Annotated in this window: 12 protein-coding genes and 3 pseudogenes; 4 read left to right on the top strand and 11 right to left on the bottom strand. The window is 54.1% G+C overall.

Features of this window, described 5'->3' with window-relative positions; all coding sequences use genetic code 11:
- Positions 1–163 precede the first annotated feature (163 nt).
- From ACR0AI_RS00185 to ACR0AI_RS00175, 3 genes are all read left to right on the top strand, one after another.
- Complete coding sequence (locus tag ACR0AI_RS00185) at positions 164–1,054, top strand: NAD(P)-dependent oxidoreductase (RefSeq protein WP_480671572.1); 891 nt, start codon at positions 164–166, stop codon at positions 1,052–1,054.
- A 12-nt stretch (positions 1,055–1,066) separates the two neighbouring features.
- Positions 1,067–1,930, top strand: a complete 864-nt coding sequence (locus ACR0AI_RS00180) for a sugar phosphate isomerase/epimerase family protein (RefSeq protein WP_480671574.1) — start codon at positions 1,067–1,069, stop codon at positions 1,928–1,930.
- Positions 1,931–2,042: 112 nt separating this feature from the next.
- The gene (locus ACR0AI_RS00175) at positions 2,043–2,462 is read left to right on the top strand and encodes a secondary thiamine-phosphate synthase enzyme YjbQ (protein ID WP_170473555.1); all 420 of its coding nucleotides are present in this window, start codon (positions 2,043–2,045) and stop codon (positions 2,460–2,462) included.
- A 30-nt stretch (positions 2,463–2,492) separates the two neighbouring features.
- On the opposite strand, the gene ACR0AI_RS00170 is transcribed toward ACR0AI_RS00175, so the two are convergent.
- The 6 genes and pseudogenes from ACR0AI_RS00170 to ACR0AI_RS00145 all read right to left on the bottom strand — a co-directional run bounded on the left by ACR0AI_RS00170 (position 2,493) and on the right by ACR0AI_RS00145 (position 7,645).
- A complete protein-coding gene (locus ACR0AI_RS00170) occupies positions 2,493–3,263 on the bottom strand; it encodes an SDR family oxidoreductase (RefSeq protein ID WP_480671576.1) in 771 nt (256 codons plus the stop codon).
- The gene (locus ACR0AI_RS00165) at positions 3,260–4,300 is read right to left on the bottom strand and encodes a zinc-dependent alcohol dehydrogenase (protein ID WP_480671578.1); all 1,041 of its coding nucleotides are present in this window, start codon (positions 4,298–4,300) and stop codon (positions 3,260–3,262) included. The genes ACR0AI_RS00170 and ACR0AI_RS00165 overlap by 4 nt, the downstream gene beginning before the upstream one ends.
- Complete coding sequence (locus ACR0AI_RS00160; RefSeq protein WP_480671580.1) at positions 4,297–5,397, bottom strand: mandelate racemase/muconate lactonizing enzyme family protein; 1,101 nt, start codon at positions 5,395–5,397, stop codon at positions 4,297–4,299. The genes ACR0AI_RS00165 and ACR0AI_RS00160 overlap by 4 nt, the downstream gene beginning before the upstream one ends.
- A pseudogene (locus tag ACR0AI_RS00155) lies at positions 5,397–6,290 on the bottom strand (ABC transporter permease). Before ACR0AI_RS00155 ends, ACR0AI_RS00160 begins: the two are co-directional and overlap by 1 nt.
- 270 nt (positions 6,291–6,560) lie before the next feature.
- Complete coding sequence (locus ACR0AI_RS00150; protein ID WP_480671582.1) at positions 6,561–6,770, bottom strand: hypothetical protein; 210 nt, start codon at positions 6,768–6,770, stop codon at positions 6,561–6,563.
- 191 nt (positions 6,771–6,961) lie between these two features.
- Positions 6,962–7,645, bottom strand: a pseudogene (locus ACR0AI_RS00145) (IS6 family transposase).
- Positions 7,646–7,888: 243 nt separating this feature from the next.
- Here ACR0AI_RS00145 and ACR0AI_RS00140 point away from each other — a divergent pair.
- Positions 7,889–8,644, top strand: a complete 756-nt coding sequence (locus ACR0AI_RS00140) for an N-acyl homoserine lactonase family protein (protein ID WP_480671584.1) — start codon at positions 7,889–7,891, stop codon at positions 8,642–8,644.
- A 135-nt stretch (positions 8,645–8,779) separates the two neighbouring features.
- Here ACR0AI_RS00140 and ACR0AI_RS00135 read toward each other — a convergent pair whose 3' ends face one another.
- The 5 genes and pseudogenes from ACR0AI_RS00135 to ACR0AI_RS00115 form a co-directional block, all read right to left on the bottom strand.
- Entirely contained in the window at positions 8,780–10,453 is a 1,674-nt protein-coding gene (locus tag ACR0AI_RS00135) for an acetolactate synthase large subunit (protein ID WP_480671586.1), read from the bottom strand.
- 270 nt (positions 10,454–10,723) lie between these two features.
- Positions 10,724–10,891, bottom strand: a pseudogene (locus tag ACR0AI_RS00130) (IS6 family transposase); the annotation flags it as partial.
- 116 nt (positions 10,892–11,007) lie between these two features.
- Positions 11,008–11,550 (bottom strand): N-acetyltransferase family protein, encoded by a 543-nt coding sequence (locus ACR0AI_RS00125; protein ID WP_480671588.1) that lies wholly within the window; start codon positions 11,548–11,550, stop codon positions 11,008–11,010.
- The gene (locus ACR0AI_RS00120) at positions 11,516–13,582 is read right to left on the bottom strand and encodes an oxidoreductase (RefSeq protein ID WP_480671590.1); all 2,067 of its coding nucleotides are present in this window, start codon (positions 13,580–13,582) and stop codon (positions 11,516–11,518) included. Before ACR0AI_RS00120 ends, ACR0AI_RS00125 begins: the two co-directional genes overlap by 35 nt.
- A 74-nt stretch (positions 13,583–13,656) precedes the next feature.
- Complete coding sequence (locus ACR0AI_RS00115; RefSeq protein WP_480701224.1) at positions 13,657–14,262, bottom strand: TetR/AcrR family transcriptional regulator; 606 nt, start codon at positions 14,260–14,262, stop codon at positions 13,657–13,659.
- Between the last annotated feature and the right edge of the window lie 51 nt (positions 14,263–14,313).

Below are 14,313 nucleotides of genomic sequence, written 5' to 3'. Positions count from 1 at the left end.
TTCTTCGTTTACTTACGGTACGTAAACGGGCAGCGGGGTGTCTTCCGGACTCGCCCGACGTCTGTTCAAGACGCGTGAAACTCCCGCGAAAACCGATGCGATTGGGCATCATTTTTCGAAACGTCTGCCATACGGAAATGGCGGAAAAACGGGAGGACTCCAAATGAAAACAGCAGGCATAATCGGTCTTGGCGACATGGGCAGCGGCCTTGCCAAAAACCTGATTAAGAATGGATTTGAAACATCCGGTTTCGACCTGAGCGAGACACGCATGACGGCATTTACCGACATGGGCGGCATGGCCAAGGACAGCGTGGGACAGGTCGGCCGTCACGCGGCCAGTGTGTTTGTCATGGTGATGAACGGAGATCAGGCCCGCGATGTCATATTGGGTGAAGATGGCCTGATTGTGAACATGGCCAAAGGCGGAACGGTCATCCTGTCGGCGACCATTACCCCGGCCGAAGCAAGCGCTATCGGGCAAGACATGGAAGGTTCGGGCATCCACCTGATTGACACCCCGGTTTCGGGTGGGTTTCCCGGCGCGCAGAACGGCACATTGACGATGATGGCTGCCGGTGCTGCGGATGTGCTGGATCGAAATGCCGAAGTAATGCAGGCAGTGTCAGCTACCATTCATCGGGTCGGAGAAAACGCCGGCGACGGGCAAACCGTGAAAGCCTGCCTGCAATCCCTTATCGGATCGATCTTTTCCGCCACGTTCGAGGCTGCAGCCTTAGCGGCCAAAGCCGGTGTCAGCGGTCAGGCATTGCTTGATGTGTTCTCGTCCTCCAGCGCAGGGTGCGGCGTCGTGAATACCGCCCTTGAAAACATCATTGATCGCAAGTTCGAAGCCACCGGCAGCCATATCGCTACCATGCACAAGGACCTGACGATCTCGCTGGCGCTGGCCGGTGCGTTGGGCGTTCCCATGCACACAGCGTCATCCGCAATGCAGATCTTTCATGCGGGAAAAACCAAATACCCGAATGGCGACAACTGGGTTTGTACTCGCGTAATCGAAGAGATTGTTGGCGCTGAATTGCATCGCTGAAGGGGGCCGAACATGAAACTAGGTGTAATTTGCGATGGCATTTCCCGCGATCTGCGGCATGCCGTGGACGTAATGGACGAATTCGGTCTGGACTATGCAGAGCTTCAATTCGTTGGCGATACAGAGGTCGGAGACCATTCCCCGCAGGAAATTGCCGAGATCAACGCGCTCTTGCGCGACCGGGGCAAACCTGTGTCGTGTCTGTCGCGCCATATCTTTGCAGGGATGACAGCTGCCAACAGACCCGGCGACGACCTGCACACTCGGCACATGGACGCTTTGAAACGCGTGATCGACATGGCTCATGTTGTTGGGTCTCCTCTTGTTCGGATCATGACCCAACGAAAGGAGCAGATACTCTGGGGAAAAAACGGCGCCGAGAAGTGGAACGTGGCGCATGGGGTATGGGACACGATGCCGCCTCTGATCGCGCCGGCAGTTGAACTGGCAAGAGTTGAGGGTGTGACTCTCGTTGTGGAAACCGGAAACGGCACGCTGGTCAATTCCAACTTTACAGCCCGCAGGCTGATTGACGAGTTGGACGCAAAAGACAGTTTGAAAGTGCTGTGGGACCCCGGAAACAACTGCTGGTGCCATGAACTGGCATTCCCGGACGGTTATGAAGAACTGCGTGGCGGCTACTTGGGTCACATTCACATCAAGGACGTAAAGGTCGACACACCGCGGGCAACGCTGGAAGTGCGTCGAATGGGGGAAGGTCAGCTTGCGCCTCTGTTCCAACCCATCGCGGACGCGCTCCGATCCGACGGCTATGATGGCGTGATTTCCTTCGAGAGCGTTTATCACCCCGGCAACGGAAACTTCGAAGATGGTTTTCGTCTGTGTGTGGACAGGTTCAAAAGCCTATTTGCATAAACGTACAGTCAATATGCGTTCAAAATCATATGCTTGAACCCCGCTACTGAACGCCAAGCGGAGTGTAGAAAGCTGGGCGCGTTCGCGTTAAATCAAGGAAAGGGCCAGCTGGATGAAGCAAGAGTTTTTTGAGCTGTCCATTGAAACTCCTGGCAAATCCCTTACCGACATCAGTGGGAAGGTTCAGCGTGCGGTGTCCGAACATGAGTTTGTCTCGGGCCTGCTGACCCTTTGGTGCGTCCACACGGGTGCTGCGCTTTTGGTGCAAGCCAATGCCGATCCCGAGGTGCTCAAGGACATCGAGACGTTCTTTGAGAAACTGGTACCCAAGTCACCAGGCAAGTATCACCACCGCCCGACCGAGGACGACAACGCTCCGTCGCATCTGCGGGCGCTGTTGACGCAAACTCAAATATCCATTCCGGTCGAACAGGGGCAGCTTCCGCTGGGCCGCGTACAAAGCCTGTACCTGTTCGAACATCGAGAGGCGCCAAAAAATCGCCGATTGAAGGCTCACTACATCGGGACTTGAGGTTTCGGGTCAAATAGAGCGTTGGCGGTGCTAACGCCCCATCCAGCCCCCGTCGACGACAAGGATTTCACCGTTGACGAAGTCAGACGCGGCAGAGGCCAGAAAGACCACCGGTCCGGCAAAGTCACCAGGCGTACCCCAACGGCCCTGGGGTGTTCGTTCGAGGATCGACTTTGACCGGACCGGATCATCCCGCAGAGCTTGCGTGTTGTCGGTCGCGATGTAGCCAGGCGCGATCGCATTCACGTTCACGCCTTGCCCGGCCCATTCGTTGGCCAAAGCCTTGGTCAGCTGTCCAATCCCACCTTTCGAGGCTGCATAGCCCGGCACGGTAATGCCGCCCTGAGATGTCAGCAGCGGAGCTGTGAAAATGATCTTACCCGATCCGCGCGCCAGCATGTCCTTGCCGATCTCGCGAGACAGAACGAATTGCGAGGACAGGTTGACCTCAATCACTTCGTCCCACCAGTCGTCCGGGTGTTCGGCGGCGGGTTTGCGCTTGATCGTGCCGGCATTGTTGACAAGGATATCAGGGGTTTGTCCGTCGGCCCTCAACTGATCAATGAACCCATGCAGCGCGGTGCGTTCCGAGAAGTCGCATTGGTAAGCCCGGAAATTGCGCCCCATCGCAGTCACGGCTTTTTCGACATCAGACCCGGACAGCTCGAGCGAGGCGGACACTCCGATGATATCGGCTCCGGCCGATGCCAATGCCTCGGCCATGCCTCGCCCGATACCGCGTTTGCACCCAGTCACAAGGGCCGTCTTTCCGGTCAGGTCGAAACTTTGCAAAACACTCATGAACGCGGTCCTACTTCGATCAGGCTTTTCATTGCGGTTGGACTGCGATCCAGTGCTTCAAACGCGGCCTGAATGTCTGCCAGAGGGCTGACGTCAGTAATCACGACATCCGCGTCCACTCCGCCCGAGGCGACAACTGCAATGGCTTTCTCGTAATCCTCTGGCTCATAGACCCGTGCACCGATCAGTTGCAGCTCTCGCCAGAAGAACTGGAACAGGTCGATCTGGGGCTTTTGAGCATGGATCGCGACCATCACGATCCGAGCCCGCGTCGCGGCAACGGCGGTCATCGCATCAACACCGGGCTGCGTTCCCGACACTTCGAAAACCACATCCGCACCTTTGTCGCCCGTGCGCGCGTTGATTGTGGACACCAGATCGGTTTCGGTTGGGTTGATCGTGTCGAAACCAAGCTTTTCGGCAATCGCCAGACGGTTTTGGTTCACTTCGGAAATCACAACGTTTCCGCCCGCGTCCCGCGCAACCATGGCAACCAGAATGCCGATCGGGCCTCCGCCAATGACGACAACGTCCTCTCCTGTTTGCAGGCCACACAGCCGCACATCGTGGCAGGCAACGGCGACCGGTTCGATCAGCGCCGCGTGATCCATGCGCAAGTCATCCGGCAGAACGTGCAAGGTGTGGGCCGGAACGGTCCAGATCTCTTGCATGGCACCATCGGTATCGAGGCCGAGAAACTTGAGGTTCTGACAGATATGCTGATGCCCCCGTTTGCAGGCCGGGCATTCTCCGCAGTGATCCAGCGGTCGGACAACGACCTTTTGGCCGGGTTTTACTGTATCGACGCCCTCGCCCACCGCTTCTATGACACCTGACATCTCATGCCCAATTACCCGGTTCAGGCCGACACGGGCATCCATGTTGCCGTGGTAGACGTGCATATCCGTCCCGCAAATCCCACAATAGGCAACGCGAATGGCAGCCTCGCCAGGGCCCGGATCTGTCGCTTGGGCTTGCTCTACAGCAAAGCTCTTGTTGCCCCTGTAGTATGCCGCAGAGATCGTCTGGGTCGTCATGTATGCATCTCCTTGTGTTCCGCATTCAATTTGTCCCAGTTGAATTCCACTCCTGTTCCCGGGGTATCCGGGGCCACAGCCAGACAATCTTCCACAACCAGCGGACGGGTCGTGTACTGGTCTATCGGGAATGAGTGTACTTCTAGCCAGCCTGCGTTGGGCTGCGCAGAAACAAGGCTGACGTGTAGCTCCTGCATCCCATGACTGCAAACCGGAATGCCGTGCTGTGCGCTTAGCGCGGCCACGCGCAGCCAGCCGGTGATTCCACCGCAGTTTGAGGCATCGGGCTGGATAAAACTCAGTTTCGCGTCGTCAAAGGCGTATTCAAATTCGTGTATGGTGTGCAGGTTTTCACCCATGGCAAGGGGAACGCCCGTCGCTTCGACAATCCGACCATAACCTTTGTAGTCGTCTGGAATGGTCGGTTCCTCGAACCACAGAATATCGCAGTCGGTAAACCCTCTGGCAGCCACGATGGCCTCTTCGACGCTCATAGAGTAATTCGCGTCAACCATGAAGAACCGGCCCGGGCCCAGCATCTCGCGCACCGCCCGGGCACGTGCAAGATCGTCGGCCAGGTCTGGTTGACCGACTTTGATCTTGACTGCGTTGAACCCACGCGCAAGGTACCCTTCGGTCTGACGCAGTAGTTTCTCCAACGAGAAATTCAGGTCGATCCCGCCGGCGTAGGCCTTGCACCTTTTCGACGCTCCGCCGGCCATCTGCCACAATGGCGCATTCTGCGTTCTGCCGCGAATATCCCACAGTGCAATATCCACGGCCGAGATGGCAAACGAGGCGATGCCGCCCCGTGCGACGTAGTGCACGTGCCACTGCATGGCATCGTAAAGGCTTTCGATCTGTTCGGCGTCTTGTCCAACAAGGAACGGTGCAAGGTCATGCTGGATCATTGCCAAGATGGCATGACCACCCTTGCCCCCGGTATAGGTATACCCGACCCCCTCGACCCCATCCGAGGCTTGAATGGTGACTGTAATCAATTGAAAAAACGTGTGATCCCCATGTTTGGCATCGACCAGGACCTCTGCGAGCGGAACGTTGAACAGCCGCGCCGAAACACTTTCTATGCGATTCATTAACCTAAGACCTTCTGCTGCCTGGCAATAACCCGAGACTGTAAAAGGATGACCGCAAATAGAAAGCCTCCACGTATGACCATTTGCCAATAGGCACTGAAACTGATGGTGCCCTGACCGTTTTCAAAGTTTAGAACGTTGAAGACCAGCCCCAGCAACAGCGCACCGGCGACGGTCGCAGGGATCGATCCCATCCCACCCGTCAACAAAGTGCCGCCTACAACCACGGAGGCGATGGCTGACAATTCCCATCCGATGCCTTCAAGGGGTTGCCCAGCTCCAAAACCCGAGGCCAGAAAGACTCCGGCCAGCCCCGCACAGCCACCCGACAGCAGGTAGACGAAAGCCTTGGCGCGATTGACCTTCAGACCCATGAGGTTTGAGGCATCCTCGCTGCCACCGATCGCCAAGACGGTCCGCCCGATAGTTGTTCTTTCCAACACTAGCCAAAGTGTCAGCGTCAGTCCGGCGACGATGACGATAGCCCATGGAAACAGGCCGAACGCCTGCCCCATGCCAAGCTAGGTGAAGTTCGGCCCCCAATCGACCGAAATTGTCTGGGCGCCCGAAATCGCCAATGCGCCGCCTTTGGCGGCCAACATGGTTGCCAATGTGGCGATGAAAGGCGGGATCCGAAGGATGATTGTGCAAAAGGCGTTGGTCGCCCCGAAACCAACCCCGGCAAGAACGGCCCCTGGCAACGCAACCTGAATCCCGTATGGGCTGAGATAGGCCGCAACAACCGATGTAAAGGCCGCCACAGATCCGACCGACAGATCAATCCCGCCGATCATGATCACGAAACACATGCCCAGTGCGATCGCGATGAACATCGCGTTGTAGTTCAAGAAAGACGAGAAATTGTAGGCGCTGCCAAGAATTTCATAGCTCATCAGCCCGAACAGGATCAAAGCCAGCAGTGCGATCCACACCGTCACCGAAGCCGAATTGCGCCGAAGGTACATTCGCAGGTCAAAAGCCGTTTCATCCAACATTAATCAAGCCCTCCGGAACTGTTGTGCCCAAACGGCAAGGAGAATGATGACGGCTTTGTTAGTTGTTGCAACTTGGCCCTCTAACCCGTTGATCAACAGCGTAAATTCGACCAATTAGATGATAACAGCTCCTAGTATGGCACCAATGATCGGCTCCCGCCCGCCTTACTAGAGAGCCCCGCAAACAACCGCGGCGGCGATGGCATCAAGCTCCACCAGATTGCCGATGCGAGCGGCGTCCGAGGCAGAATTGATTGTAACTACGATCAGACCGGCCATGTCCGCAAGCAATGCGCAAAAAACATAGGCCCCGATCTTGACCAGTCCGACGGGACCACCCAACAGATAGGCCGCGCGTTCATCGCCGCTAGTCGCCAACAGATAGAGGCCCGAAGTGATTCAAGTAGTCACCCACTACAGCACGCAGGCAATGGTCAGCACGAGCCACCCCTGGAACGTCAAACCAAGCACCTTGCCGGTTCCAAGATAACTAAATGAAGGGTTTGAAAACGTCTGCAGGTTCCCGTTCGTCAAAATCTGGGGTGCTTTCAGACAAATTTGAACCAGTTTCAAGTAGGCCAGTTGAGCTGCCTTTTATGTTGCACCAAGTTCGCGTATTCGGCGAGAGCAACGGTGCGTGTCAGCTTGAAGTTGTCTCGGCTGTTGAGAGATATTTCTTGGTGGAAGTGGTTGTATACAGAGGAATGGAAGGCAGCCTACTTCCACAAACTTCGCATCCGCCCAAAACACTGCATTGCGCGTTCTCTTTGTCGAAGCGGGAGGTGTTGGTTCCAAACCCGGTTATTGAATCACCTGCCGGTCTTTTGCTTTTCCGTCATACAGAGTTCTCTGAGGGCCACCCGGTATGATGCGAAGTGATCCGTGACCAACTTTTTCGCTGTGCCGCGCCGCTTCATCAATTTCCTGAGGAATTTCAATACCGCTAGCTTTTTGTGACGTATGGTGTCCATGGCTTCCAGCACCACGCCTTCATGATCTACTACGCGTAACGGAAAATGCAGCTTGCCGTTTACCTTTACGAAGATTTCATCCAAATATCATTTCAAATTTGAGTTTGTATTCGGCTGTTGGACTCGTTTTGTCCGGATTTCCGATGCGGATAAACGGCCGAAACGGTTCCACCAATACCGCTCGGTCACGTGGCTAACTGCGATACCACGCTCATGCAGAAGGTCTTCCACATTGCGAAACGATAACGGGAACCTGACGCAAAGCATCACTTCCAAATGAATGACCTGTGGACTGGTATTGAATTACATGAATGGCGATTGCTTGGTCATGCTCGAAGGCAAAAATGGCTCCCTGCCTGCCTCGACCCAAGCTCTTCTGACAAGACCTCTGTGGTATAGACTGCGCGTCGGCGAGATTGAATACTAAGGGATGTCCAGTAGCACTATTTGGGTATCGTATATACGCATTCGCATTGACTTTCTTAGCATGCGATAATCGTAAACTGAAAACAGAGGAGAGACCGAGTGCAAGCTGAGGGTTTCATCAAAGGTCGACCAATGAGCCTTGCAGTGTTGGACTATGGTTTGTTCCAGGTGCATTCCAACGGTCGCATTATCGGCATCGCGGGCTTTGCTATCCAAACAGATAAAAATGAAACGATCCTCATCGACACTGGTCTTCCGGAAAAATACACAATAGATGCTGAAACTGCCTCTATGGAAGACCAATTGGACGAATTTGGCGAAGTGCTTGAATGCACACTCGACAACTTACCCGCAGCACAGCTGGCAAAGCTGGGATTAACTTCAGAGAATGTCGCACTTCATATTTGCACACATACTCATATCGACCACGTGGGCGGGCTACACACGTTTCCAGAGGCACCAATCCTGATTTCTGCCAACGAACGCAAACTCGCCAAGCCGCTGTATTGGGGTAGCGCGCAACCATTGGACTGGCCTGAGTGCGATTATCTTCGGGTTGAGGGCGATGTGCGCGTCGGCCCAGGGTTGACCGTTTTGGAAGCGCCGGGTCATTCGCCCGGGCAGATCGCACTATTGGTCGAACTTCCATCGCAAGTGCTGATGTTAACCAGCGACGCAATTTCGCGACTGGAAGAATTTGACGAGAAATTCGTGGGTGCTTGGGACGAAGCCACGGCACATACCAGCGCAGAGCGATTAATGAAACTGGCCGCAGAGAAAGACGCGTATGTGATTTACGGTCATTGCCCAAAACAATGGCCTAGCCTGAGAAAAGCTCCGGAGACCTATAGCTGAGCTTCACCCATTGATGGTGTAAAGAAAGAAGCGGTTGTACTAAGCCCCGACACATTTACCTGATCGTGCTTTCACGCCCAACACCGACCTGTACGCCACAAGCCAAGTCGCTCCGACAAACCTTTGAAGCACGGATCAGATCAAACAAACCTTTTCTGCCAATTCGTCAATCAGAACGCGTTGGTTTTCACTGTAATCAACAGGAAGATCGATCAGGTGTACGCCACCTGCTGCGAACGCTTGCTCAAACGTGGGTACCAAGTCGTCAGTTCGCTCCACCCGGTGGCCGATCGCGCCGTAGCTTCTGGCATATTGCACAAAATCAGGGTTGTTGAACTCCAATCCCCAATCTTCAAACCCGGCATGAGACTGCTTCCAACGGATCATCCCGTACGAGCTGTCATTTAGAATGGTCACAACCAAATTTAGGCCCAGGCGTACGGCCGTTTCAACTTCCTGACTATTCATCATAAAGCCACCGTCTCCACATATCGCCATGACCCGGCGGTCGGGATAGAGCTTGGCTGCCATCATGGCTGAGGGTAAGCCGGCTCCCATCGTAGCCAACGCGTTATCCAGCAAAACGGTATTGGGTTGATAGGCCTGATAATTGCGGGCGTACCAGATTTTATAAATGCCATTGTCCAACGCAATGATATCGCAGTCGCGCATAACCGTACGTGTGTCAGCCACAAATCGCTGTGGGATCACCGGAAAGCGCGGATCACCGGCTCCTGCGGAGATATGTACATCCGTTTCCTGTTTCACCCGCTCGAAATAGCTGCGGTCAAACTCCAAAGGGCCATCAAGCTTTTGCCCCAACCGTGCGATGGATTGCGCCAGATCGCCGACAACCTCGACCTGCGGAAAATAAACTTGGTCGACCTGCGCAGCTTTGTAGTTCACATGGATCACGTTGGTTCCACCTTCTTTCATAAAGAAAGGAGGTTTCTCCACCACGTCATGGCCCACATTTATGATCAGGTCGGCCCTTTCGATGGCGCAGTGCAGGTAGTCCCCATCAGACAAAGCTGCAGTTCCTAAAAAAAGATCGGACCGCTCATCTACCACGCCTTTGCCCATCTGTGTGTCAAAGAAAGGAATCTGCGTGTCGTTCACAAATTCACTGAGCGCACTGCGGGCGTGTTTTCGATTGGCACCTGCTCCCAACAGTAGCAAAGGCATTTTGGCCGAGCGGATCATCTCGGCGGCCTCATTCAGAACCGTGTCACCAGCGACGGCGTAGTAACGTGGGTGAGGTTGCAGAACGGGTTCGGTCGTGTCTTCGGCCGCTATATCCTCGGGAAGTTCCAACAAAACGGCACCGGGACGCTCTTCTTGCGCCACGCGAAACGCTTCGCGGATTAACGAGGGGATAGTGTTCCCGTGCACAATCTGCTTGGACATTTTGCAAATCGGGTCGAACAGACCCACCACATCGACGATCTGAAACTGGCCCTGTTTCGATTTCTTGATCGGTTTTTGGCCCGTGATCATGACCAACGGCATCCCCCCCAGATGCGCGTAAGCGGCAGGTGTCGCAAAGTTCGTGGCTCCGGGCCCCAGTGTCGCCATGCATACCCCAGCTTTGCCCGTCAAACGCCCATAGGTCGCCGCCATGAATGCGGCTCCTTGTTCGTGACGGGTCAGAACAAGTTCAATCTTGGAGGTTCTCAGAGACTCCAACACATCAAGGTTTTCCTCGCCTGGGACAGCGAAAACATACTCAACACCTTCAGATTCGAGCGCTGCGACCAGCAAATCCGAAGCTTTTGTAGAGGAGGTTGCAGTTTGGTTAAAAGCAGACATGTGCTCTCCAGAAATCTCAGTGGATCGGTTGGTCTAGCCCGACAGGCAGGTGGAAGTCCAACCCTTCCAAATTAGGGGCGGTTCGTCCGGTTTTCAGAGGCTTGCGGCTATTAGAATTCAAAAAAACAACGCATCCACCGATACACTTCGGCCGTGTTTTAATACAGCACGCGCGAGGTAAAGCTTCAACAGCCGTAATAGCCGACAGTGTAGCGTTGCAAGCAGGACAACCGCCCCCCCGCGTTAAGCCAAATACTACTGAAAAGACCTTCGTAATTGCCGAACAATCTTTCTTCGAACCTTTAACGCGAACATGGGGCCAAACCGATTCTGCCAATATCTGACGAACTCCTCGCTCACTTCGATCTTTCTTCGTGCAAAAAAGCGTTTCACATTTCGGAGCGACAATGGGAACCGAACAAATAGCATCACCGCCAAACGAGCGGCCCAGAAACTGGTTGTGAACTATTTTTCTGGAATCGAATATGCAGGGAAAAAGGCTACAGATGCCCCTGCCCGCCTCAAGAAGGTTTTTTCTGGCGAGACACTACCAGTTATTCATCTTTTTCATAAACTATAAATGGCGTTCTTTTAGCGACTTTGTCGTACAGAACTCGACCGGGATAGTTAAATTCTTGAGTTGTCCAGTAGGTGGTTGGAACACCGTGCTGCTTAGCGATCTGAAAAACAGATTCGATCAGGGCTCGTCCAACACCTTTTCCCCTAACCTGCGGATCAGCGAAAAGATCCATAAGATAACACGTATCCTCCACCGACCACATGAACCTATGGTAAAGGTAGTGCGCTAGTCCAACCGGTTTCCCTTCTAACTCAGCGATGAGGCAATTGTATTCACCTGCATCCGTTGACAACAATCTCTTGAACGAAACCTCGTAGACTTCTTCTGAAACAGAGGTCTCGTAGAAATCCAAATATGCCGTCCATAAGCGGCGCCAATCTTCGTTGTCTTTCAATTCAAGCGGACGGATAATTAAGCCTTCCGGCATGGGTGATTTCTCCTGCTTTCCCTTGAGTGCGTACAACCGAGATCGCCCAGCGAAGTCAAATCGGCTGCTGCTCAACATCCAGACGATCATGTCTAAGTGGAATGTCCTCATCCACTGCTTCGTCCAATTCCTGGGCGTATCGATGACCTGAATAAACCGCTGCTGCAATAATCGCCGGCGCGTCGCAATCTCCTATGCGACGCAGGCTGAACGACAAATCCTCGGAACTCGCCCGCCCCAGCAATCCCCTGTAGAGACCATCATTTGGCTTCCGAGCAGTAACCATCACTATGTTGCCAACCGGAACTTTCACATTTGGACCGCAATAGACGCACTCCAACTCTGCGATTTCGCCATCAAATTGTTGAAGCGACTTTGACGGCAGGATCTTGACCCCTAAGCGAAGCAAATGCGTTCGGATGCGCCAACGTTCGGACGTATTTCCTGCCCAGTCGGAAACACTGTCAGACGGTGTGACCAGCGTGACGGCATGTCCATGCGCTCTGATTTTTTCAGCAATAACACTAGCCATGTAGTAGCCATCACCATCAAAAACGAGGGTTGGTCCATCGGGAATTTTCCCATCCATGATGTCATCGGGAGTAAAGACCCGACCTAAGGCAGACCCATTTGCGACCGGGGCGAAACGTTCTTCGTTAAAATACTCCTTTCGCCAAGTCGCGCCGGTTGCGATCGCAACGTGGTCAGCATCGACGGCCAAGATATCGTCAACTGTCAGCGGGCTTTCACGGTAGATTTCAACGTTGGGCATCTCCATCAATTGCTGCTCGCGATAATCTTTGACGCGAATGTACTCGCTCATTCCAGGCAGAGCCGCTTCGCGCGAGACCCTGCCACCCAACTCACGAGAAGCTTCTGCCAATTGGACATCGTACCCTCGCACACCAAGTGCCCTTGCTGCTTCTAGCCCGGCAGCCCCGGCCCCGACGATCAGAACACGCGCATCTGAAGATTTCTTACGAATGACTTCGGGGTGCCAGCCTTTGCGCCACTCCTCTCCCATTGTTGGGTTCTGAGTGCATCGAATAGGCACCCCGATCGAGTCGCTGGCGTAACAAATATTGCATCCGATACATTCGCGGATCGCGGACAAGCGTCCTTCCTCAATCTTCTTTGGAAGGTAAGGATCAGCAATCGACGGGCGTGCAGCCCCAATGAAATCCGTAATCCCCCGCCTGACTTGCGAGACCATGGTATCCGGTGACGTGAAGCGACCAACGGTCACGACAGGCTTATCCGTTACCGACTTGACCCAATGCATGTAGGGTTCAAGTGCTGCTTCTTTGGTAAAACGGGAGACACCCATCTCAACCGAATAATCTGCGATGTTGATATCCCACAAATCCGGCAGGTCAGAGAGCATCTCAAACATCTCTCGTCGTTCACCATAGATTGGCTGGCCATCCTCGCCGATCTCTTCGTCAGCCGAGAACCGAACGGCCACGGCGCACCGGTCGCCAACGGCGTCCTTGGTTTCCTGAATCAATTCTCGGGTGAGACGCACCCTATTTTCTAAGTTGCCACCATATTCGTCACCGCGCGTGTTCACGCGCGGATGCAAAAAATTCGAGATCAGGTATCCGTGCGTCGCATAAACATAGACAACGTCAAACCCGGCTTCTCGCGCCCGCAAAGCGGCCTTTCGATGCCAGCGGCGTAGATCCCGGATGTCCTGCTTGTCCATGGCGCGGGTCTGAAAAGGGTGCCCTTTCGTATTGGGACGGCTGTCGACGTCCATGCTCGGCAACCGGGAAAACAAGTTGTTCGAGTTGGCGCCTCCGTACCAAAGCTCAGCACCTGCCAGGCTACCGTATTCGTGTACGGCATCGGTCATAAGTGTGTGCGCCCGAACATCACTGTCATCCCAAAGCGAAGCATAAGGATGCGGTAGGTCGTCGGAAGACGGGTGGATGGAGTTGTATTCCGTGCATATGACGCCCCATCCCCCTTGCGCCTTCACTTTTCGCATTGCAGCAAGCGTACGCGGATATTGCCATCCCATACCTGTACAGTGCGGCACCTGATAGAAACGGTTTGGCGCAGTAACTGGCCCGATTTGGACTGGTTCGAAAAGGATGTCGTAGCGAGAGTCCCTGCCCATTTTTTATCCTTGGTTGGCTGCGCTGTGCGCTGGCTGATCTTGTCTGTAATGTCCGGTTTGAAAGCCGCTTTTTTTCAACCACCGTTGTTGAACTCAGGCATTCGAAAGTGATCCGGGTAGACCTTGGAAAGGAAGGCGGCGATGTGATCGCGGGCAACCGAACGTTGAAAGTTCTCGGGATAGGTCAAAAGCTCCAACCAGATTCCGTCGTAGAGAGATTCCAGAATATTGGCGACTTGCCTTGGCGGCATGTCCTTGTATCCACCGTCTTCAGCAATCTCTGAACACAGTCTCAGTGCTACGTCGTACCGCTCCTGATCGATGTCATTGATCAGACTGCGATAGACTTCGCGCCGTCCTGCCTCTCCAAAAAACGCAAACCAAACAGCTAGCTTTTTTGGCGTGCAAATCTGAGGGTGAAAGTGCGCATCGACGATCGCCAACAATTTTTCAGGCGCTGACAATCCTGCAGTGTCAAAGGCTTCCAACCACTGTTCGTGGTGTTCCTTTGCTAGAAACAGCAACGTTTCTTCCAGCAAGTTCTGCTTACTTTTGAAGTGGAAGTTGACGATGCCCAGTGACAAACCTGCAATCTCGGTCACTGTGGACATGGTCGTTCCACCAATCCCGTTTTCGGCAATCGAGTCGATTGTCGCGTCGATGAGTTGTTGTCTCCTCACCTCCTTGGACTCGGTACGCCGCCGTCCCTCAGGGTTTGTTTTTTCGATTGG

This window comes from Ruegeria sp. BG3 (assembly GCF_056538485.1).
Note: the sequence above shows the minus strand (reverse complement) of the source record. Positions and strands in the feature narration are given on the sequence as shown.